The sequence below is a fragment of the Campylobacter sp. BCW_4332 genome, assembly GCF_001763175.1.
GTDB classification, from domain to species: domain Bacteria; phylum Campylobacterota; class Campylobacteria; order Campylobacterales; family Campylobacteraceae; genus Campylobacter_D; species Campylobacter_D jejuni.
Genome location: NZ_MJYF01000045.1, coordinates 37,760 through 60,520, shown reverse-complemented (window position 1 = coordinate 60,520; position 22,761 = coordinate 37,760). Strand labels below are relative to the sequence as shown.

General features: G+C 30.2%; 19 protein-coding genes. 5 read left to right on the top strand and 14 right to left on the bottom strand.

Going from position 1 to position 22,761, the window contains the following annotated elements; genetic code table 11:
• Positions 1-4 precede the first annotated feature (4 nt).
• Together ftsA and AJN64_RS04675 are read right to left on the bottom strand one after the other, a co-directional pair.
• On the bottom strand, positions 5-1,393 hold the full coding sequence (ftsA, locus tag AJN64_RS04680) for a cell division protein FtsA (RefSeq protein ID WP_074487068.1): 1,389 nt from the start codon (positions 1,391-1,393) through the stop codon (positions 5-7).
• On the bottom strand, positions 1,390-2,880 hold the full coding sequence (locus AJN64_RS04675; protein WP_070292746.1) for a peptidylprolyl isomerase: 1,491 nt from the start codon (positions 2,878-2,880) through the stop codon (positions 1,390-1,392). Before AJN64_RS04675 ends, ftsA begins: the two co-directional genes overlap by 4 nt.
• Positions 2,881-3,039: 159 nt before the next feature.
• On the opposite strand from AJN64_RS04675, the gene rsmH reads away from it, so the two are divergent.
• Positions 3,040-3,978, top strand: coding sequence for a 16S rRNA (cytosine(1402)-N(4))-methyltransferase RsmH (gene rsmH, locus AJN64_RS04670; protein WP_083271915.1), 939 nt, complete (start codon positions 3,040-3,042; stop codon positions 3,976-3,978).
• On the top strand, positions 3,978-4,916 hold the full coding sequence (locus tag AJN64_RS04665; protein WP_004305554.1) for a hypothetical protein: 939 nt from the start codon (positions 3,978-3,980) through the stop codon (positions 4,914-4,916). Before rsmH ends, AJN64_RS04665 begins: the two co-directional genes overlap by 1 nt.
• Here AJN64_RS04665 and AJN64_RS04660 read toward each other — a convergent pair.
• The 3 genes from AJN64_RS04660 to pta form a co-directional block, all read right to left on the bottom strand.
• Complete coding sequence (locus tag AJN64_RS04660; protein WP_002855147.1) at positions 4,904-5,395, bottom strand: hypothetical protein; 492 nt, start codon at positions 5,393-5,395, stop codon at positions 4,904-4,906. The two genes, AJN64_RS04665 and AJN64_RS04660, sit on opposite strands and share 13 nt — an antisense overlap.
• 70 nt (positions 5,396-5,465) lie before the next feature.
• A complete protein-coding gene (locus AJN64_RS04655; protein ID WP_053872685.1) occupies positions 5,466-6,653 on the bottom strand; it encodes an acetate kinase in 1,188 nt (395 codons plus the stop codon).
• Between the two features lie 13 nt (positions 6,654-6,666).
• Complete coding sequence (gene pta, locus AJN64_RS04650; protein ID WP_079729002.1) at positions 6,667-8,172, bottom strand: phosphate acetyltransferase; 1,506 nt, start codon at positions 8,170-8,172, stop codon at positions 6,667-6,669.
• 91 nt (positions 8,173-8,263) lie between these two features.
• Here pta and flgH point away from each other — a divergent pair, with 91 nt between their 5' ends.
• Positions 8,264-8,962 carry a flagellar basal body L-ring protein FlgH gene (gene flgH, locus AJN64_RS04645; protein ID WP_053872687.1) on the top strand — a complete coding sequence of 233 codons (699 nt, stop codon included), beginning with the start codon at positions 8,264-8,266 and terminating at the stop codon, positions 8,960-8,962.
• Positions 8,963-8,991: 29 nt separating this feature from the next.
• Here the strand turns inward: flgH and ispG are convergent, their stop codons facing one another.
• Positions 8,992-10,065, bottom strand: a complete 1,074-nt coding sequence (gene ispG, locus AJN64_RS04640) for a flavodoxin-dependent (E)-4-hydroxy-3-methylbut-2-enyl-diphosphate synthase (RefSeq protein WP_002861372.1) — start codon at positions 10,063-10,065, stop codon at positions 8,992-8,994.
• A gap of 145 nt (positions 10,066-10,210) precedes the next feature.
• Here ispG and AJN64_RS04635 point away from each other — a divergent pair, with 145 nt between their 5' ends.
• Positions 10,211-11,605: a DUF2972 domain-containing protein gene (locus tag AJN64_RS04635; protein ID WP_070292744.1), complete on the top strand. Its 1,395-nt coding sequence runs from the start codon at positions 10,211-10,213 to the stop codon at positions 11,603-11,605.
• A 9-nt stretch (positions 11,606-11,614) separates the two neighbouring features.
• On the opposite strand, the gene AJN64_RS04630 is transcribed toward AJN64_RS04635, so the two are convergent.
• From AJN64_RS04630 to AJN64_RS04615, 4 genes are read right to left on the bottom strand one after another with little or no spacing between them, the layout of a single operon-like run.
• Complete coding sequence (locus AJN64_RS04630; RefSeq protein ID WP_083271914.1) at positions 11,615-13,468, bottom strand: primosomal protein N'; 1,854 nt, start codon at positions 13,466-13,468, stop codon at positions 11,615-11,617.
• Positions 13,450-13,887, bottom strand: a complete 438-nt coding sequence (locus AJN64_RS04625; RefSeq protein ID WP_002852324.1) for a prepilin-type N-terminal cleavage/methylation domain-containing protein — start codon at positions 13,885-13,887, stop codon at positions 13,450-13,452. Before AJN64_RS04625 ends, AJN64_RS04630 begins: the two co-directional genes overlap by 19 nt.
• Complete coding sequence (locus tag AJN64_RS04620) at positions 13,884-14,126, bottom strand: hypothetical protein (RefSeq protein ID WP_002854947.1); 243 nt, start codon at positions 14,124-14,126, stop codon at positions 13,884-13,886. Before AJN64_RS04620 ends, AJN64_RS04625 begins: the two co-directional genes overlap by 4 nt.
• Positions 14,116-14,346, bottom strand: a complete 231-nt coding sequence (locus AJN64_RS04615; protein WP_002852327.1) for a hypothetical protein — start codon at positions 14,344-14,346, stop codon at positions 14,116-14,118. The genes AJN64_RS04620 and AJN64_RS04615 overlap by 11 nt, the downstream gene beginning before the upstream one ends.
• Positions 14,347-14,499: 153 nt before the next feature.
• Between AJN64_RS04615 and uvrB the strand changes: the two genes are divergently transcribed.
• Positions 14,500-16,473, top strand: a complete 1,974-nt coding sequence (uvrB, locus tag AJN64_RS04610; protein ID WP_070292743.1) for an excinuclease ABC subunit UvrB — start codon at positions 14,500-14,502, stop codon at positions 16,471-16,473.
• Here uvrB and AJN64_RS04605 read toward each other — a convergent pair.
• The 4 genes from AJN64_RS04605 to kdpA are packed head-to-tail and all read right to left on the bottom strand — an operon-like array spanning position 16,468 to position 22,758.
• A complete protein-coding gene (locus AJN64_RS04605; RefSeq protein ID WP_002871322.1) occupies positions 16,468-18,399 on the bottom strand; it encodes a sensor histidine kinase in 1,932 nt (643 codons plus the stop codon). The genes uvrB and AJN64_RS04605 overlap by 6 nt on opposite strands.
• A gap of 2 nt (positions 18,400-18,401) precedes the next feature.
• Complete coding sequence (gene kdpC / locus AJN64_RS04600; RefSeq protein WP_002871323.1) at positions 18,402-19,010, bottom strand: potassium-transporting ATPase subunit KdpC; 609 nt, start codon at positions 19,008-19,010, stop codon at positions 18,402-18,404.
• Position 19,011: 1 nt separating this feature from the next.
• Positions 19,012-21,057, bottom strand: a complete 2,046-nt coding sequence (gene kdpB / locus AJN64_RS04595) for a potassium-transporting ATPase subunit KdpB (RefSeq protein WP_070283753.1) — start codon at positions 21,055-21,057, stop codon at positions 19,012-19,014.
• Positions 21,058-21,066: 9 nt separating this feature from the next.
• Positions 21,067-22,758: a potassium-transporting ATPase subunit KdpA gene (kdpA, locus tag AJN64_RS04590; RefSeq protein ID WP_002861365.1), complete on the bottom strand. Its 1,692-nt coding sequence runs from the start codon at positions 22,756-22,758 to the stop codon at positions 21,067-21,069.
• Positions 22,759-22,761: the final 3 nt, after the last annotated feature.

Below are 22,761 nucleotides of genomic sequence, written 5' to 3'. Positions count from 1 at the left end.
CTTGTTAAAATTGATTCATAATTTTATGCCAGATATTTGAAAAAACGCTAGGTTTTTTTTCTTTTGGCTCTTTAAAATCTAATTGTTCTTGTATTGCAATTGTATCATTTTCTTGCAAATTTTCATCAAAAAAATCAGATTTTATTTCACTTTCTGCATCTTTTTGCAAAACAATATCTTGTTTAATTTGACGATTAAAATTTTCAATTTCCCCTTTATATCTTAATTTTTCATTAGAATCAAGTTCATAAGGCGTAAAATACCCAGCTCCATATAAACAAAGTCCTATAGCACAAGTATTTTCAGGATCATTAAAAATTTCACTAAAACCAGTAATCAAATCTTTTCTTGCAGTAGCTAGTCTAACTGAGCGATTATCAAATGTTGCAGGAGCTAGCTCATCAATACCTGCTAACTTAGTCATTCCACCTGTTAAAACAACTCCACCGCCTATAGCATTGGCATAACGATTATCACTTAAGATTTTTGCCAAAATCATCAAAGTTTCTTCCGCTCTTGCATAAATTACGTTTGAAATAATATCCAAAGAAACTTCATTAACCTTTCTTTCATCACCCATTGAAGGAATTTGTATAAGGGTATTAGGCTGTTGTGAAAGAGCTGCATAATTAAGCTTGATTTTTTCTGCTTCTTTTAAAGGTGTATGCAATGCCATTGATAAATCTTGGGTGATATTAATCGAGCCAATTTGCAAACAATCATTATATCTAATTGAATTTCCAGTATGAACAACCATATCACAAATCGCTCCACCCATATCAATCAAAACAGCGCCTAATTCCTTTTCGCTATCATCTAAACAAGCTATAGCTGAAGCATATCCTGAAAGAACTATATTATCCACTCTTAAATCAGCTAATTCAACCGCTTTCTTAAGATTTTTAATATGAGATTCTTGTGAAATCACTATATGGGTTGAAACTTCTAAACGATTACCACTCATTCCCAAAGGATCATCAACATGTTCAAGATCATTAACCTTAAAATTATAAGGCAAAACATGAATAATTTCATAACCACTTGGTAGATTGGCAGTATGCTTAGCTGTACTTACAGCACGATGAATTTCTTTAATGCCTATTTCATGATTTGGAATATTAACAACACCTACACTATCAACGCTTTTAGTATAAGCACCTGATATAGACACCACAACCTTATCATAATGAACTCCGCTCATCATCTCAGCACTTCTAACAGCTTCTTCAATAGATTTAGAAGCAAGCTCTATATTGGTAATGGCACCTTTTTTAACCCCGTTGGTTTTTGACTTGGAAAAACCAATAATTTTTAATCCATCTTCATCTTTTTGAGCAATAATGGCACAAGTCTGGGTTGAGCCTAAGTCAATTCCTAATATATTCAAAATCAATTCCCTTTATAATAAATTTTTATTGGATATATCTTTTTAAGTTCATCAACAAGTTCTTGCTTAAGCTCATTTGCTTTTAAATTTTGCAAATTTTGCTCAAGCATAGTTTTGTATTGTTTAAATTTATCGGAGTTCATATCTAATTTTTGTTTATTTATTTTATATAATATTGCTTTATTGTCGTTAATGACCACATAAGAACTATTTTGATCAGCATTAAATACATTCATTAAAAAATAAGCAAATTCAGAATCATTTAATATCTTATCACTAAGCTTTACACTCTCGCGAGAACTATCTCGACTTACAAAGCCTATATCATCGCCTTTAAAATTTATTAAACTATTTTTGGCTTTTTCTTCTAAATTTTTTCTAGCTTGTTCGCTTAAATACATAGGTAAAACTTCTTCTCTAGCTTCTTCAAAAGTTTTCTTTCTTATAGGATCTACTTTATTTAGTTTAACTATGATATATCCGTTATTATAAGGTGCTGGTCGTAAAACATCTCCATTTTTAGCTTTATTCAAAAGATCAATTGGATAATAAACATCAGATTCACTAATATTTTGATCTTTTTGAAAATTATCTTTCCCATTTTTTAAATCTAAAAATTTAGCATTAGCCACATTCTTTAGTTGTGTTAAAGCATAATCTTTAGCAACTTCATTTTTAGCAGACTGAAAATCCATTACTTTACCTGCAAAATCTTTATATTTTAGTTTATTTTCATCTTGATTATAAAATTTTTCTAATTCTTTGTCGTCAATTTTCTCATTGTTAACTGGCAAAAAATAAGTTGAAATTTCATATATTTTTTTAGTTTTATAATCTTCTTTATGTTCATTCCAAAGCTTTTTTAAATCCTCTTCATTAATCTTAATATTTTTTTTGTCATAATCAATTTTTGCAATACTTAAAGCATCTTGCATAAAATAACTAGAAGCTAACATTTTTAATTCCTCATCTTTGCTAGGAATATTAAAAATTTGATTAAGTTTATCGGTAATTACTTCATTTGCAAGTTGTGTTTCATAATCTTTTGGAGTTAAATTATTGGCATTTAAAAGTTCATAATAAATTGTTTTGTTAAAATCCCCTGTAGAATCTTGAAATTCTCTAGTATTTGCAAGTTTTTGTAAAATTTCATTCTCGTTTATGCCAATACCCAAATCTTTAGCAAAATTTAACAAAAGCTTATCTTCAACAAGAGAACTTAAAGCTATATTTTTAATGCCTAGTTGCTCAGCATTTTCTGGAGTTAAAGCACCATTGCTAATTTGATTATAATAACTTAAAATCTGTCTATATCTAGTATCAAATTCGCTAAAACCTATCTTTTCATTTCCTACAGTTGCAACACTCGAACTTCTATTGAGATTAAAATCATAAGCACCCCAACCTAAAAAGCCGGCGCCAACAAAAGCTATAGTACTAACCCATATAGTAACAACAAGATATTTTTTGTGATGTTGCATCCAAGTAAGCATATCATTCCTTGATTAAATTTAAACTAGATATTGTATCGTAGAAGTGTTTAAGTGGAGTTTAATTATAGAATTTTTACCAAAAAAATATTTGTTCTTTAAATTTTATGATTTTTACAATGAAATTTAGTTATAATTATAGTTTATAAAAATTTATTAGGATTGATTTTGGAAATTCCTCATATCCCAGTTTTACTTAATGAAGTTCAAGAGATTTTTAAAAATCTTAAAACAGGTTATTTTTTAGACTGCACTTTAGGATTTGGCGGACACAGTGAAGCTTTGCTTAAAAATCATCCTGATCTTGAAATCATTGCTTGCGATCAAGATCAACAAGCTTTAGAATTTTCTAAAAAACGTCTTAAAGATTTTCACAATAGGATAACTTTTATACAAAGTAATTTTAGTGAAGTTTTAGAAAAAATTTCACATAAAGAAGAATTAAGAGGTATTTTAGCAGACATTGGAGTTTCTTCATTTCAACTTGATAGTAACGAAAGAGGTTTTAGTGTAAATTCTGACTTTTTGGATATGAGAATGAATCAAAACTCCAAAATATCGGCTTATGAGATTATTAATACTTATACAAAAGAGCAATTAACTTCCATTTTTAAAGATTATGGAGAATTGCACGATGCACATTTTATTGCTGAAAAAATTTGCCTAGAAAGAAGTAAAAATCCAATCAAAAGCGCCAAGGAACTTTATCAAATCATAGGAAAAGGCAAACAAAATCATAGAAAAATTTCCAAAGCCACCTTAGCATTTCAAGCCATTAGAATAGAAGTAAATCAAGAACTTAAAGTGCTTAAAGATTTTCTTGGGCATTTAGAAAATTTAAAACCAAAAAATTGCATTTTAGCAATCATTAGTTTTCATTCTTTGGAAGATAGAATAGTAAAAAATTTTTTCAAAAAATGGTCAAAAAACTGCATTTGTGATGAAAAAATAATGCGTTGCGAATGTGGAAATAACCATAGCCTAGGGCAAATAATAACCAAAAAAGCTATAAGTGCAAGCAAGGAAGAACTTTTAAAAAATTCTCGCTCTAGTTGTGCTAAAATGCGGGCTTTTTATTTTAATAATTTGGACAATAAATAATGCTAGAAGATGATTTTATAAAAGAACGCCAAAACATACGCCAAAAAATGCTGAAATTTTCTCGCGCTATAAATCAAGGCAAACCGCTTGATGATGATTTAAGAGATGAAATTTCTAGCGATGATATTTTAAGACGTCGTTTTAAAAAAAAGACTCCTAATAAATTCTTAGAAGAACTCGATGAAGAGTATGAGTCAAAACATACTAAAAAATCAAATATATATTTAAAAGAAGATCTGATCAATGTTAAATTAGAAGAAAAGCAATCTCTTGCTAAAAAATTTTTTTCCAAAATGAAAGAAAGGAAAAAAGAAGAAAATAAAAAAACTAAAAAGATTTTTTCGTTTGGAAGAAAAAAAATAAACGAGATAAAAAATATTCAAACCAAACCAAAAATTCAAACAAAAAATGATCAAAACCCTATCCAAGATAAAAAAGAAAAAAAAGAATCTATAAAATCTATAGAAAAAATTCAAAAAACTGAGCCTAAAATACAAAATTCCCAAACTATAGAAAAACGACCTGATATTAAAAAACAACCCGATATTAAACAAAGTTTGGAAAATTTACAAAAAAAGATAACACCACAAGAAAATAAACAAGAACTTCCAAAACCATCCAATCAAGCCCAAGAAAAACAACAAAATGATGAAGATGCTCAAAAGGCAAAAAATGTTTTATTAGAAGGCTACTCTAATGCCACCAAAGAAGATAGAAACCTAAATTTCAATCATCTTCTTTTTGCGGCTTTACTTGTTAGTTTTGCGTTATTTTTATTTGCTCCACAAATTTATATTAGAAATCAAATTTATTATCTTAGTAGAGAAATTGCTACATTAAGAACAGAAGAAAGCGTTTTAAACGAAGAAAATAAAGATTTAAAAAGAAGGCTTGAAAATATGCGATTCCAAAATCAAATTTTAGACTATTTAGAATGAATAATCTTATCTAAAACATACTGCTCTAAATTTGCTTTTGGAATTTCCTCTTTTAAGGCTTCCTTATAAATTTCACCTGCCATTATAGAGTATTTTTCATAAGCAAAATAAGGGAAATGCAAAGCCCAGGCTTTTTGTATTATTTTTTTTGAGATTATTTTGCGAGTATAAACTTTAAAAATATCATATCCTATAAATACACAAGCAGTAACCATAACAGCACTCACTATGCTTATATGAAAGTCAAGTTTTGTTAAAAAATAATGAGTAATTAAAAGCAATGGTAACAAAACCACAGCACAAAAAACACCAAAATAAATATAAGAATTTAGAATTTTGAAATTAAAATTTAGCTTAGAAGGATCTACAAGCATACCGTCATTAAAAAGTGCATTTGCCTCTAATAAATCCTTCACTAAAACAGGTTGTTCTGATACTTTAAATAAAAAACGAAGGCTAAATTCTTTAAATTTTTTCATAATCCATGCTTTATTTTTTAATTAAAATTTTATCTAAAGAAAATTAATTTTTACTAAATATAAACCTCTTTCAATTGCTTATTAATTCTTCTGTAATTCTAGCGATTTCTAATTCTTCATCTGTAGGAATAACAAGCACTTTAACTTTAGAATTTGCATGATTTATCATTCTTTCGCCCGAAATCCTTTGTTTGTTAAGTTCAAAATCTAACTCGATACCAAGATGAGCTAATCTCTCACATACTTTTTGTCGAACCAAACTATCATTTTCTCCTATACCACCTGTAAAAATAATAGCATCGGTTTTTGGCAACACGGCAAAGTAGGATCCTATATATTTAACAAGACGATAACAAAACATATCAAGAGCCAAGCGTGCTTTATCATTACCTTGTTCTATCTCTCTTTCTATATCTCTAAAATCATTATAACCACAAATTCCATATACTCCACTTTTTTTATTCATCAGTGTATCTATTTCTTCTATAGTTAAACCTTTGATATGACTTATAAAAGGTAAAATAGCAGGGTCTAAATCTCCACAACGCGTTCCCATAATAAGTCCTTCAAGTGGAGTAAAGCCCATAGAAGTATCTACACTCTTACCTTTTTCTATAGCACATACACTTGCGCCATTTCCAAGATGAGCAGAGATGACATTTAATTCATTTTGATCTTTTTGAAGAAATTTTGCCGCTCTAGAACTAATATAAGCATGAGAAGTCCCATGAAAACCATATCTTCTAATATTATGCTTATCATAAAAATCATAAGGCAAAGCATACATATAAGCAAAATCAGGCATAGTGCGATGAAAAGCTGTATCAAAAATAGCTGCATTAGCAACACTAGGTGCAGCTTTAATCATTGTTTTTATACCTGCTAAATGGGCAGGATTATGCAAAGGAGCAAAAATACTAACCCTATCTATCTCTTTAAGAACATAGTCATCTACTAAACAATGCTCACTTAAATTTCTTCCCCCATGAACTATACGATGACCACAGCCATCAAGAGCATTTAAATCCGCTAAAATTCCTGATTCTTTAAAAAGCTCATTAACTATACTAAGTCCTTCTTCGTGATTATTTATTGTTAATTCTCTTTCAAAACTTTCATTATTTAAAACATTTTTTAATATAACTTTTGAATTTTGCTCTCCGATTTTCTCTACTAAGCCACTGGCTTTAACGATTTTATTATCAAAAAATTTAAATTTAATCGATGAAGAACCTGAATTTAAAACTAAAATTTTCATTTATTATTCCTTTCTATTGAGCTTGTATAGCACTTAAAATAACAGTATCTACAATATCATCTACCAAACATCCACGACTTAAATCATTAACAGGTTTTTTAAGACCTTGTAAAATAGGACCGATTGCTAAAGCATTAGCGGTTCTTTGAACTGCTTTGTAACAAATATTTGCTGCATTAAGATCAGGAAAAATATATACATTTGCATGGCCTGCTATCTTAGAATTTGGCATTTTCTTTGCCGCAGTCTTTAGATCATAAGCGCAATCAAACTGCATAGGACCATCTATATTTAACTCAGGGTATTTTTCTTTAGCAATTTTTAATGCTTCTTTTACAAGATCTACACTTTCCCCTTTACCGCTATCACCACTAGAATAAGAAAGCAAAGCTATTCTTGGTTCAAGTCCAAAAGATTTAGCAGTCATAGCACTTACATAAGCACTAGTTGCAAGCTGTTCAGCACTTGGACTTGGATTTACAGCACAATCAGCAAAAGCTAAAACTTGATCTTCAAGCCCCATAAAGAAAATTCCCGAAACAGAACTAATACCTTCTTTGGTTTTAATAAGCTGCAATGCAGGGCGAATTGTTTCAGCCGTAGTAGTTGATGCTCCACTAACCATAGCATCAGCTTTTCCAGTATGTATAAGCAAAGTTCCAAAATAAGTTTTATCCTGAACTAGCATCTTAGCCTCTTCTAAACTCATTCCTTTAGATTTTCTTGCCTCATAAAGAATGGAAGTAAATTCTTGATTATATTCTGAATTGAGCGGATTCATAATTTGTATAGTACTTAAATCAAGACTTAATCTAGCAGCATCTTGTTTGATTTTTTCCTCATCACCCAATAAAATAAGATCAACAACTTTACTTTTTAATAAAATTTCAGTAGCTTTTAAAATTCTCTCATCATTACTTTCTGGCAAAACAACAGTTTTTTTATTTTTTACGCTTTGTTTAATCAATTCATATTTAAAACGATGCGGAGTTATAAAATCATACTCTTCAAGCTTTTGCACTTCTTCAAAATTAAATTTTTCATTAATCAAAACATAATTACGACCATCTAGGGCATGATCGAAATATTTTTGAGCTATAAGTTTATCTTCATCATTAATAATAGCAGCGATAGGGGTATTAAGATTTTTAGCCAATTTTATACTAAGATCAAATCCATCAAGTATTCCAAATTCGCAAAAGCTATTTACAAGCACAAAATCGTATTTGCGTTTTAACTCTTCATATTCTTCTAAAATAACATTAAAAAAATTATGAGGATCTTTGCTAAATTCCTCCATTGCCTCTCTAAAGGTAAAACCATAAGCGCTTTTTACAGTTTGATTGATATTAAATTCTTCCAACCAACCTTGCAAAACAGGGACGCGATGTATGTATATTACAGGACAATAAATTGCGATATTTTTGTAAATTTTGCTATAATTTTTAAGCAAATTTGTACTAATAATAGTATTTAACTCATCACTTCTAGATCTCATCAAATAAAGATTTGCCATCATTTTCTCCTTAAATTTATAAATGTGGAACACTCTTTGCTTTTTCTAATTTTAACAAAAGAAAAATAAAAAATTTATATTTTAAAGGACGAAAATGAAAAAAGTTTTATTTTATGTGTTACCGTTTGCATTTTTTGGTTGTTCTGCAACGGTTGATCCACAAATTTCAATGAAACCACCTGCTTATGTAGAAGAACTTGCACCAAAACAAAGTAATAATGTAGAAAGCGCACCAGGATCGCTTTTTGGCAAAGGGGATAATCCTTTATTTTCAGATAAAAAAGCTATGAATGTAAATGATTTAGTTACAGTTGTTATACAAGAAAGCACCACTCAAAGCACACAAGCCAACAAATCAACAAGCAGAACTAATACCTCAAATTTAGGCGGAGGTGCTTTAACAGGAAGTTCAGGAGTGGTAGCTAATGCTCTTAATAAAGTCAATGCTTATTCTAATATAGGCTTTCAAACCAATAGTTCAAACAAGTACACGGGAACAGGCTCACAAAGCAGAAATGAAAGTTTCAATACTACAATTTCAACGCGTGTAATTAAAATTTTATCAAATGGTAATTATTTTATCGAAGGCTCAAGAGAGCTTTTAATCAACGGAGAGAAACAAATCATACAATTAAGCGGTGTTATTCGTCCTTATGACATCGGTCAAGACAATACTATAGATAGTAAATATATAGCAGATGCTAAAATTCTTTATAAAACAGAAGGTGAAGTGGATAGAAGCACAAGAAAACCTTGGGGTAGCAAAGTTATAGAAGCGATATGGCCATTCTAAAAGCAAGGTTAAACCTTGCTTCTTGGCTTTTATTCTTTTACAGCCCTACTTTTAACCTCATCTTCAACTTCAGCTAAAAATCTATCTACAAGTTCACTTTCTTTTAATTTGGCTACAACTTCACCATGTCTTATAACAAGCCCTTGATTTTTCCCAAAGGCTATAGCCACATCAGCGCCCTTAGCTTCACCTAAAGCATTTACTACACAACCCATAACACTGATATTTAAAGGTTCTTTTATATGCTTGGTTTTTTCTTCTACGATTTTAATCGCGCTTAACAAATCACTTTGAATCCTACCGCAAGTTGGACATGAGATGATATTTACTCCGCTTTTTTGCACTCCACTATCTTGCAAAATCGCTCTTGCTACACGAATTTCCTCTTCAAGCTCACCCGTCATAGAAACACGCATAGTATCGCCTATACCTTTAAGAAGTAAATTTCCTAAAGCTATAGAACTTTTTACAGTGCTATGAAATTTAGTTCCTGCTTCAGTCACCCCTAAGTGAAAAGGATAATCACAAAGCGGTCTTAATCTCTCATAAGCTTCTATAGTTTTTTGAGCATCTGAAGTCTTCATGGAAATTTTAATATCAAAAAAGTCTAAATCCTCTAAAAGCTTGATATTATACATCGCACTTTCTAGCATAGCATCGACACCATAGCCAAATTTATCACTAAATTGTTTTTCTATGGAGCCGTGATTTACACCGATACGTATAGGGATACCCCGTTCTTTACATGCTTTTACCACTTCTTTGATATTTTCTTTAGAACCTATATTGCCAGGATTTATACGCACTCCATCAATAAATTCAGCACAATATACAGCCAAATTATGATTAAAATGAATATCTACGATTAAAGACAAAGGACTTTTAGCTTTAATCTCTTTTAAAGCCCTTGCATCAGCCATATCCAAGCACGCCAAACGCACTATATTTGCTCCTGCAAAATAAAGACGATTGATTTGCTCCAAAGAACCTTCTATATCTCTTGTTTTAGTAAAAAGCATAGATTGAACTGAAATAGGTGCATCACCGCCTATTAAAACATCTCCTACTTTGATTTGTCTGGTTTTAAATCTTTTATACTCCATAACTTCACTCTTTGAAAAATTTTAATATCAAATTTTAACTTTTTATTGCTTTAATTAAAGTTTATTTTTGATAATATATTTAAATTTCATGATATTTAAATATTTATGAATTATATATAAATTAAATACAATTAAAAGAGGTTATATGCAAAATCTTTTACTCTATATAAACAATAACCTAACTCCAACCCTAGCTCAAATTCTTTTACAAGCTTTAAAAAATTCGAATAATGAAAAATTTTTTACCTTTGTTTTGGAAAATATTGAAATAATTTGCACTTGGCTCAATTCTAGCGAATTTAAGAATAGATATTTATCAATAAAACATCCTTATCCACCTTTAATCAATCCTAATTTTATAGAAATAGATGCTAGTCGACATTGCGCAGAATTAGCCTGGGATTTAAATTTACCCCTACCTAAACACTATAAATTTATCTATATTTCTCCACATGGCGTTGGAGCAGCAGCATTTTTAAGATACCTTAATCAATGTTGCGATGTAACTTGTTTTGCCTCCTGGGTTTTACCACCTGATGCCAAAGAAAGATATTGTCTTAATTACATGTGTCTAAATGATAATACAATTGCTCAATATGCTATTAATATATCAGAAATCAATCTACCTTATTTTGATAAATATCTATCTTTATTGGATTTTAACTCTAAAATTATTTGCGGAGTTCGCGATCCAATAGGAATTTTAAAGCATAACTGGGGAAGAGATTGGAGTAAAGTTTTAAGAAACTATCCCTCTGAATTTAATCTAACTTATGATTGGCGTTATTATATCGACTATCTTACTCATCAAAATCATAAAATTAAAATCGATATAAACGAACTACAACAAGGAGTTTTTATCATCTCTTATTTATTAAAATATTTTAACAAAGACAATGTATACTATCTTGATATGGAAGAAATCCGCCAATCAAAGGCCTTCGATACTATGAATTTACTTGCTATAAATTTTAATTTTACCCCCCCCCATAAAGATAAATTAGATTTATTTAAAATTAAAGAATTTAGAGGTTATATTCGCTATCTTTTTCCTATCACACTCTATGCAAATTCTAAAGATATTAATAACACCTTTTATCTTAATACTCCTAAAAATAATAAAAATTTCAATATTGATAAAACTTCTAGCATTCCCATAATTTTAGACAGAAAACATATCAATCATGAAAAAATAGACATAATACAAGAAATTATAAAAAACGACCTATGTAATGATATGGGTGTATATATTGATAAAAATGATTTTAAACAATTAGAACAAAACAATCTTTTATTTTCAACAATTAAACATTATTTGTATGATTTTTTATATCAAATTAAAATAACCATAGATGAAACAGAATCAAAAATGATGAAAGAAAAAGATGTAATAGATTATTTTATAAAAAATAAATCACTTATTTATACTTTTTTTAATATATTTGAAAATGAACTAAATCATTTAAAACAAACACATCCTCATATTATTGACTCTTGGAAATATTATAAAGAATTTGAAAAGATATACAAAGATAAATAATTATCTTACTTACACAAAATCAATAGGATCAATATCTGCACTTACATTTTTAAATTGCAAAATATAATTTTCAATTGCCACTAAAACTTTATGATTTTCACTTCTAAGTAATAAATAAAAACGATATTTTCCATGTAGCATTTCAACTCCACAAATTCCATAGCCTACCAATTCTACCTGTTTGATATTTTTAAATTGAGAAGCAAATTTTTCACAAAGTTTTTGTGCACTTTTTTGATCTTTATCTTCTATAAGAACTCTTAAAAGGCGTTTAAATGGGGGGTAAAGATCTTTTCTATTTTCTAACTCATCTTTTAAAAAAGCATCATAATTCTCTATATACCTTTCAAAAAAAGCTCTATTTTTTGTTTGTAAAAGTACTCTTGCTTCGCCTTTACGCCCTGCCCTGCCTGCAACTTGCATAGCTAAAGCTAAAGTTTCTTCACTCGCTCTAAAATTAGGACGCAACAAATATTCGTCAAGCCCTAAAATCACACTCAAATCCACACTATGATAATCATGCCCTTTAGCAAGCATAGAGGTGCCAATAAGTATATCGATCTTATCTTCATTAAAGTCTTTTAAAATAGTATTAAGCTTTTTAACGCTTGTGATTTCATCGCTATCAAATTTTGCTATTTTTGCTAAAGGCAAAGCATTTTGCAAAAGCTCTAAAAGTTCAGCAGTCCCCATTTTTCTAGCTTCTAACATTTCTCCTTTGCAACTTGGACAATTTTGCTCTATTAAAGAAGTATAATTACAATAATGACATTTTAAAACATTTTTCTTTTTATGCATACTCATGGCGATAGAACAAAAAGGACATTTTATCGTTTCTCCGCAATCCTTGCAAATGATTTGCCTAAAATTAGCCCTTGTAGGTAAAAACACTATAGCTTGTTTTTGATGTTTTAAACTTTTTTCTAATTCGCTTAAAAGCATAGGCGTTATACCAAGCTCATTTTCATCATATAAAAAATGTTTTTTGCTCTCAAAAAAAGTTCCTTTTAGTCTAAAACTTTTTTGTTTGTAAAAACTCGTCAAAGATGGGGTTGCAGAACCTAAAACCACTTTAATATTATTTTTTTGACCCAAAAAAAGCGCTAAATCTCTTGCATTGATAAAAGGCTGATTAGAAGCCTTATAAGAATTATCATGTTCTTCATCTACTACAATAAGTCCTAAATTTCTAAAAGGCAAAAACAAAGCCGATCTTGCACCCGCTACTAAAAGTACTTCTCCCTTGCAAAAACGCTCTAAATATTCTTGCTTTTTTTTCTTTGAAATTTTAGAATGCCACAGGAAAAAATTATCCTTAAAATACACTTCTAAACGCTTTTTCATTTGTGGAGTAAGTGCGATTTCTGGCATTAAAAGTAAAGCTTGCTTACCCTGTTCTAAACACTCTTTTATCAAAGAAATATAAATTTCAGTCTTGCCACTACCTGTATCAGCAAAAAGTAAGGAATTATTTTCTTTTTGAAGAAAACTTAAGGCATTTTGTTGTTGATTGCTTAGTTTAGGAGTATCTTTAAAAAACATTTTTTGACATTCATATTTAGGACTGGTTTCAAAAAAGCCCAAAACAAAACCAAGTTTTGAAGCATAATAATAAACAATAAAATTTGCCAATTCAAATTGCAAAGGAGTTAGAAAATACCCTGTAATTTCTTTAATTTCTACGGTTTTAAAATCAGGTTTTTGACATTCTTTAAGCACGATAGCTTTAAGGTTTTTTTTAGTTTTTAAATCCACTAATACTTGTGTTAAAGGTTTGATTTCATCAAAACTATGAAAAGTTAAATTATCCAAATACAAACCACAAATTGCAAGTTCATAATATCTTATATCAGATCTTTGCATCTAGAACTTCCTATACACTTTAACAAGCCTTCTTTAGAATCATAAATAAATTCAACCATCTCTTTGGCGTTTAATGCAAATCTATAGTGATTTTTACCTATTTTTATCCAAGATTTAAAATCAGAATAAATAGGTGTATCAAGCAAAGAATAATCACAATCATTTAAACAATAAAAGAGTTTTTCTTTGGCTTGATTGTTTTGCGCATTATCTAAAATTTCTGGAAAATTTAAATTTTTAAGTCTCATTTGACTACGCATTAAAGCAAGAGCTGAGCTTAGCATTTCATAGTCCATTTTTAATTTTAAAATTTTAACCTCATCTTTTGTAGTATTGATAAAAGATAAAGATAAGCTTGATAAAATTCCCAAAATCAAAATCACAAAAACAAGCTCAAGCAGAGTAAAAGCTTTATTCATTTTGTCGGGAGTTCTTCATTGATTGCTTTTATTAGTTTCTTAAGTTCTCTTTCTAAAATATAATTTTCATAACTTTTTTTAACAAACGCATCTACAAAGCGTTTAAGTTCTATTTTTTTAGTACCGCCAGAAATCAAAGCGATATCATCTTCTAAAAAATTTGCAAATTCTTCACTGCACTTAACAATGAAATCTTTTGCATTGACATTAACAATGACTTGTTTTAGATTATCTGCCAAGAACAGCCTCTATTTTCTTGTAAATATCTTCGCTTTCTATATTGCGAGATTTAAGTTCTTCTTCTAAACGCATGATTTGATTACTTTTCGCTTCATTTTGTGCTTTAACGCTTACAAGCTCATTTCTTAAAGCCTCATTGGCTTCGCAAACTTCGTTATACTTTTCAATTAATTCATTTACTTTATCTGTCATAGTATTGATTATTTTTTCATCAAACATATTTTTGCCTTCTTAAGAAATTTGTAATTTATGGAAAATATTATTTGATATTGTAGCAGAAAAAAATTTAAATTTAGGTTTTTATTGTCAATTAATTTTTAATTAAAGCATTTTCTTTTAAAATTTTTTCAAAAATAAAAATAAAGTAGAAAAATGTTAGAACTTACCAGCGAATTTAAACCCAGTCCCGATCAACAAGAAGCCATAAAAGGCATAGTAAAAAGTATAAAAAAAGGCAACAAATATCAAACCTTACTAGGCGTTACAGGAAGTGGAAAAACCTTTACCATGGCAAATGTCATTAAAGAACTTAATATACCCACTCTTATCATGAGTCACAACAAAAGCCTTTGTGCACAACTTTATAGTGAATTTAAAGGCTTTTTTTCTAAAAATCATGTAGAATATTTTATATCTTATTATGATTATTATCAACCTGAAGCCTATATCCCACGCACTGATGTTTTCATAGAAAAAGACAGCTCGACCAATGAAGACTTAGAGCGTTTAAGACTGAGTACTACTGCTTCTCTTTTAAGTTATGAAGATGTAGTTTGCATAGCTAGTGTTTCAGCAAATTATGGACTTGGTAATCCAAATGAATACATAGGCATGGTTTTAATCTTTGAACTAGGTATGCAAATTTCACAAAAAGAACTTTTAAAAAAACTTGTAGATATGGGTTATAAAAGAAATGATAATTTTTTTGATCGTGCAGATTTTAGAGTTCAAGGAGATATTATAGACATTTATCCAGCTTATTATGAAGATGAAGTAGTAAGACTTGAATTTTTTGGCGATGAGCTTGATGCTATGTATCATTACAATGTTTTAGAAAATAAAAAAGGTAAAGATTTAAAACGCTTCATACTCTATCCTACAAGCCAGTTTAGCGTGGGCGAAACAAGATTAAAACAAGCGATAAAAGACATAAAAGCAGAACTTAACGAACGCCTTGCTTATTTTGAGCATGAAAATAAACTCGTAGAATATCAACGCCTTAAACAAAGGGTTGAATTTGATCTTGAGATGCTTACAAGCACAGGAATGTGTAAAGGCGTTGAAAATTATGCAAGGCATTTAACAGGGCTTAAAGAAGGTGATACTCCTTATACGCTTTTTGATTATTTTGCGATTAAAGATAGAAAATTTCTTGTTATAGTCGATGAAAGCCATGTATCTTTACCGCAATTTAGAGGTATGTTTGCAGGAGATAGAAGCAGAAAGCAAACCTTAGTGGATTATGGTTTTCGTTTGCCTTCAGCCTTGGATAATCGTCCTTTAATGTTTGATGAATTTATCCATAAAAATTGTCAATTTCTTTTTGTTTCAGCTACACCTGCACCTTTAGAACTTGAACTTAGCAAAGAAAACATCTTTCATCAAATCATGCGTCCTACAGGACTGCTTGATCCTTTAATAGAATTAAAAGATAGTGATAATCAGGTTGAAATTTTATTTGATGAGGCTAAAAAAGTCATACAAAGGAACGAACGAGTTTTAGTAACCGTGCTGACTAAAAAACTCGCTGAAGAACTTACAAGGTATTATTTAGAGCTTGGTATAAAAGTCAAATACATGCACTCAGACATCGATGCTATAGAACGCAATGAAATCATAAGAGGTTTAAGAAGCGGTGCTTTTGATATGCTAATTGGCATTAACTTACTTAGAGAAGGACTAGACCTACCTGAAGTTTCACTCATTGCCATTATGGATGCAGATAAGGAAGGCTTTTTAAGAAGTACAACAAGTTTAATCCAAACCATGGGAAGAGCAGCTAGAAATGTTAATGGTAAGGTTTTGCTTTTTTGCAAAAAGATTACAAAATCCATGCAAGAAGCTATGGATACCACCAATGAACGTCGCAAACTTCAAATGGCTTATAATAAAAAATATAATATCACGCCAGCTTCAGTCAAACGCCATATTGAAGAAAGCTTGAAAAATGAAGAGGATTTAGGCGAAATTTATCGCAAAGATAAAAAAATAGAAAAAATGCCTGCTAGCGAAAGAGCAAAACTTGTCAAAGAATTAAGAAAGCAAATGCTTGAAGCAGCAAAAGCACTTGAGTTTGAAAAAGCTGCTGCTATTAGAGATGAGATTAATAAATTAAGGGATTTATAATAAAAATATATCCCTTGTTCTAACTCCTGCCTCATTAAGTAAAGCACTTAAAATTTCATACTGAAAGTCTTGTAAGGGACGTTTTTCTTTTAAAACTATACCTATGACCCCTTTAGTTTTTTCTCCATCTTCTATAGGTAAATACATAGCATTGGCATTAGGCAGGGTATTTGTGCAAACACCTGCTCTTTCTTTATTTGTTGCAACCCATTGAGCAATAGCAATCTCATCAGCACTAAAACAATTTTTTAACATTTGCTTATCATCGTTAAAAAACAACAAAGGTTTCGATAAAATATTGTTTTTATTTATAGGATAAATAATAATAGGTAAATTTAATAATTTTAAAGCTTGATTTCCAAGTTGTTCCCAAAGCTCTTGTTTGCTTTTTACTCTTGCTAACTTTTCACTATTTTCAAGCAAAATAGCTGTTCTATAAGCTCTTTTAGTGAGTTCTTTAGATTGCAATTTTAATCTTCTAGTAAAAACAGCTGTTAAAAATCCAACTATAAACATAGTTGTAAAAGTAATAATATTTCCACTATCATGAACTTTAAGACTAAAAATAGGTTCTAAAAAGAAAAAATTATAAATCAAGACACTTACCAAAGAAGAATAAAAGGCGAAAATTTTATTATCAGAAATAAAAGAAGAAGCAAAAACTGCTAAAATAAAAATCATAACTATATTACTTGGCTGAGTATTAAATTTATGAAATACAAAAGCTATAAAAGTTGCTAAAAGCAAAACTCCTGTGATTTTTAAAAAACCTAAAAAATCAAAACCTTTTTTACTTCGTATTTTAGGAGTAGAAATTTGATTTTCATTAACAAGATATAAATCAATATTGGGTGCTTTTTTAGCAACAGCTTCAAAAATCTCTTCTTTAAACTTTTTTTTATCTTTATTTTTACCTAAAACAATTTTAGAAACATTGCTAAGGCTTGAATACTCTGCAATTTGTCTTGCTATATCATCATCATATACGCTAATGATTTCAGCATCAAAACTTTTAGCTAGTTCTATATTTTCCTCTAAGGCTTTTTCTTCTTTAATATTGGGATTTTTTATATAAAGCGCACTCAATTTAGCATGAAAAGCTAAAGCAAGTCTTGCAGCTGCACGAATAACCTTTGCATTTGAAGCATTAATACAAACTAAAATATGCTCTCCAGTATGATAAGCTAAATCATCATTAATAAGCCTTTGTTCACTTGCTCTTAAATTCACTCTTGAAGCAAGTCTTCTTAAGGCAATCTCACGCAAAGCTATAAGTCTTTCTTGGCGAAAGAAATTTTCAAGTGCTAGTTTAGCTTGTTTTTCCTTATAAATTTTGCCATCTTGCATTCTTTTTAAAAGCTTATTGGGTTCAATATCAACAAGTTCAACCTGATCAGCATCATCAAAAATACGATCAGGAATACGCTCTTTAACTTCTATCTTACTGATATTAGCGACTAAATCATTTAAACTTTCTAAATGTTGTATATTTAAAGTAGTATAAACATCAATACCTGCTTTTAGAAGTTCTTCTATATCTTGAAAACGCTTTTCATTACGCAAGCCTTTAGCATTAGTGTGTGCAAGCTCATCTACTAAAACCAAAGCAGGTTTTCTCTTAAGGGTAGCGTCTAAATCAAATTCTTTTAATACTATATTTTTATAAGGAATTTCAAGATTAGCTATACTTTCAAAACCTTGTGTTAAAGCCATTGTTTCAGGTCTATCGTGAGGCTCTATATAGCCTAAAACAACATCAACTCCATTATCCCTTAAAGTTCTAGCTTCACTTAACATAGCATAAGTTTTTCCAGAACCTGCAGCATAACCTAAGAAGATTTTTAATTTTGCAAGTTTGTTTTTTTCTTCTTCCTTGGCTTTAACCTCAAGTTTTTTAAGAATTTGTTCAGGACTTTGTCTTTGCATGTTTATTCTTTTTTCATGGCTTTAGCAATAGCTATATTAACGGCTAAAACATTAACTTTTTCTTCCCCAAAAATCCCTAAAAATTTAGACTCGGTATTTTCTTGAATGATTTTTTCTAATTCTTCTTTGGTGATTTTTGAAGATTGACTTATCCTAGGAATTTGCACTAGGGCTGCTTGAAGACTGATATGAGGATCAAGACCTGATCCTGAAGCGCTTAATAAATCCAAAGGAATTTGTTCTTTTGTAATTTGCGGATTTTCATCTAAAAATTTTTGCAAATCTTTTTGCACACGCTCTTTTAAAGCAGGATTTGACATAGCATAATTAAATCCACCTGAACTTACACTGCTTTCATTTGCATCACTTGTATTGTAATTTAATACAGATGCTCTTGAATGTAGAAAATAAGGCTTATTAAAATCTTGACCCAAAAGCTTTGAACCTACCGCTTTACTTATATCCAAAGTTGGACGACCTTCTTTATCCACTAAACTTCCACTTGATTGATAAGGAAAAATAAATTTTGCAACTGTATTTAAAGCAAAAGGATAAATAAGAGTACACAATATTAGCATTACCACAAAAAAACTAAGCAAAGTTCTAAGCATATCACACTCCTAAAATTCTAAGTATCCAAGCTGTAGGAATATCAATTATTTTTATCCCTATAAAAGGTGCGATCATACCGCCTAAACCATAAATACTCAAATTTCTTAAAAGCAAATGCTCGCTTTTCATAGGCTTAAATTTAACTCCACGCATAGCAATAGGTATGAGCAAAGGTATAATAATAGCATTAAAAATAAGTGCTGATAAAATAGCACTTTGCGGGGTAGCCAAATGCATAATATTTAAAATTTGCATTTGAGGTAAAACCACACTAAACATAGCAGGTAAAATAGCAAAATACTTAGCAATATCATTTGCCATGCTAAAAGTTGTAAGACTACCCCTAGTAATAAGCAAACCTTTTCCTATTTCAACTACTTCTAAAATTTTAGTAGGATTAGAATCAAGATCTATCATATTGGCTGCTTCTTTGGCTGCTTGAGTTCCTGAGTTCATAGCTATACCTACATCAGCTTGTGCAAGAGCTGGAGCATCATTGGTTCCATCTCCTGTCATGGCTACTATCTTACCTTGGGCTTGTTCTTTTTTAATGGCTTCTATTTTATCTTCAGGCTTGCATTCTGCTATAAATCCATCAAGCCCTGCTTCTTTAGCTATAGTAGCTGCTGTTAAAGGATTATCTCCAGTACACATTAAAGTTTTTATGCCCATTTTTCTAAGCTCATCAAAACGCTCTTTAAGTCCTGGTTTTACTGTATCCTTTAGATAAATCACTCCTAAAATTTTTTCATTTTTACACACTACCAAAGGAGTGCCACCAAGATTTGAAATTTCCATTACCTTAGTTTCTAAATCGCTAGGAATTTTTCCATTCATTTCGCTTATATAAGCTCTTATAGCATCAAAAGCACCTTTGCGAATTTTTGTATTATCTTGCAAATCCACACCGCTCATTCTATTTTGAGCGCTAAATTCGATAAATTCTTTAATATCATTACCTTCTAATTCATAACCCATTTTTTGAGCCAATGCAACTATACTTTTACCTTCTGGAGTTTCATCTTTTAAAGAGGATAAAACACAAGCTTTAATCATTTCGTCTTTGCTTATACCTTGGACTTCATAAAATTCATTTGCCAAACGGTTTCCAAAAGTAATCGTTCCCGTTTTATCTAAAATCATAGTATCAACATCACCACAACTTTCAACAGCCTTGCCTGAAAGCGCGATCACATTAAAACGCGTTACCCTGTCCATACCTGCTATTCCTATAGCTGATAAAAGCCCCCCTATAGTTGTAGGAATAAGACATACAAGCAATGCTACTAACCACGAAATAGGCAAACTCACGCCTAAAAATTGCATAAAAGGATATAAACTTACAACCACTACTAGAAAACTCAAACTAAGCACAATTAAAAGAGTATTAAGAGCAATTTCATTTGGAGTTTTTTGACGCGCAGCACCTTCTACAAGATTGATCATTTTATCTAAAAAACTTTCCCCAGATCCAACTAAAATTTTAATCTTTAAAAAATCAGTTAAAACCGTAGTCCCACCTGTAACAGAAGAAAAATCACCGCCCGCTTCACGCATAACAGGAGCACTTTCACCTGTAATAGCTGATTCATCAACACTTGCAGCACCTTCTATAATTTCTCCATCATTAGGTATAAGTTCACCTGCTTTAACTAAAACTATATCACCTATTTTTAACTCGCTAGAATTAAGCATTTCTTCACTGCCATCACTTTTTATGCGTCTAGCTTTAGAATCCTTTTTACTTTGTCTTAAGGTAGCTGCTTGGGCTTTACCCCTTCCTTCTGTAATACTTTCTGCAAAATTTGCAAAAAGCAAGGTTACAAATAAAATAAAAGTGATTAAAATGTTATAAATTCTTTCATCAGAATTTCCATTAAACAAAGTAGGAAAAATACTTAAAATCAAAGTAAGAATCAATCCAACTTCCACCATAAACATAACAGGATTTTTTATCATAAAGCGTGGATCAAATTTTAAAAATGCTCCTTTTATGGCATTATTTAAAATTTCTTTTGTAATGAGTTTATTTTGTTTTTTAGACATTGACTCTCCTTAATGCCATAAAGATAAATATTCTGCAACGCTTGATAAAGTAAGCACTGGAAAAAAAGTAAGTGCAGCAAAAATATATATAATACAAACAAGCACAAACATAAAAGTTAAATTATCCGTTTTTAAAGAATTTGCAGTATTTTCTTGTGTATTTTTAGCCAAAAGCGATCCAGCTATAGCAAGCTGAGCTATTAAAACCAAATAACGCCCACAAAACATAGCAAAAGCTGTACTTAAATTCCAAAATAAATTATCATCTTTTAAACCTTCAAGTCCTGAACCATTATTTGCTGCCGAAGAACTAAATTCATACAAAATTTGAGCCAAGCCATGAAAGCTAGGATTGCTTATACTATCTTTTGCAAAAACAACAGCTAATGCACTTAAAACAAGGATTAATAAAGGATGGATAAGAATTACCAAAGCTATAAGCTTCATTTGTGCGCTTTCTATTTTTTTACCCAAGAATTCTGGAGTTCTGCCTATCATTAATGCACAAATAAACACGGTTAAAAGCACATAAATAATCATATTCATAAGCCCTACTCCTTCGCCACCAAAAGCTACATTTAACATCATATTTAACAAAGTAGCACTGATGCTTAAAGGATTTAAACTATCGTGCATATTATTGACGCTTCCTGTAGTAAAAGCAGTAGTTACAGCACTAAATAAACTCGAACCATCTGTGCCAAATCTTATTTCTTTACCTTCTAAATTTCCCAAATTTGCATTTAAACCCAAAGAATCCAAATTTGGATTTGACATTTTTTCGCTAAAATAAATTAAAAGCAAAGAAATGATAAAAATAATCCCCATTGCACCAAAAATAACTCCCCCTTCTTTTCCCATAAGAGCAAAACCTTGTCTTTCTTTTCTATGATAAACCATCAATCCAAAAGCTACAACACAGGCGCTAGGAATAAGCATCATGGATAAAATTTGTAAAAAATTTGTAAGTGAAGTAGGATTTTCAAAAGGCATACTTGAATTAGCACCAAAAAAACCACCCCCATTTGTCCCTAAATGTTTTATAGACTCAAGAGCTGCAACAGGACCTGTGGCAATACTTTGAAATTTATTTTCTAAAGTAAGCACGCTAAAATTTGCGTGATAGTTTTGCACCACGCCTTCAGAGATAAAAATTACAGCCAAAATAAAACTTAAAGGCAACATCAAACGCGTAATAATACGCGTAAAATCTTCATAAAAATTTCCCATTTGCATACCACATAAAGCACGACAAAAAGCCATACAAGCAGAATATCCACTTGCACTTGAAACAAACATAGCAAGTAAAATGCCTGTATTTTGGGAAAGCAAACTTAAAGCACTCTCTCCACTATAATGCTGAAGGTTTGTATTTGTAATAAAACTAATTACAGTATTTAAATTCAAATCCCCTTTCATAGAATTTATCGAATTGGGATTTAAAAAAAGTTTATCTTGTAAATAAAAAATCACGAAAGAAAAAATAGCCACTAAAGCATTAAAAGCAATTAAATGCAAAGAATATTTTTGCCAAGTCATATTTTTTCTATCAATCGCACAAATTTTATAAATTAAGTTATCAATTGGATTAAAAATAAAATCAAAAATAGTTTTTTTACAGCTTGCAATTTTATAAAGATAATTTCCAAAAATTAAAGCCAATATAAAAGCTATAATCAGTGTTATTAAAATTTCTAGCATATT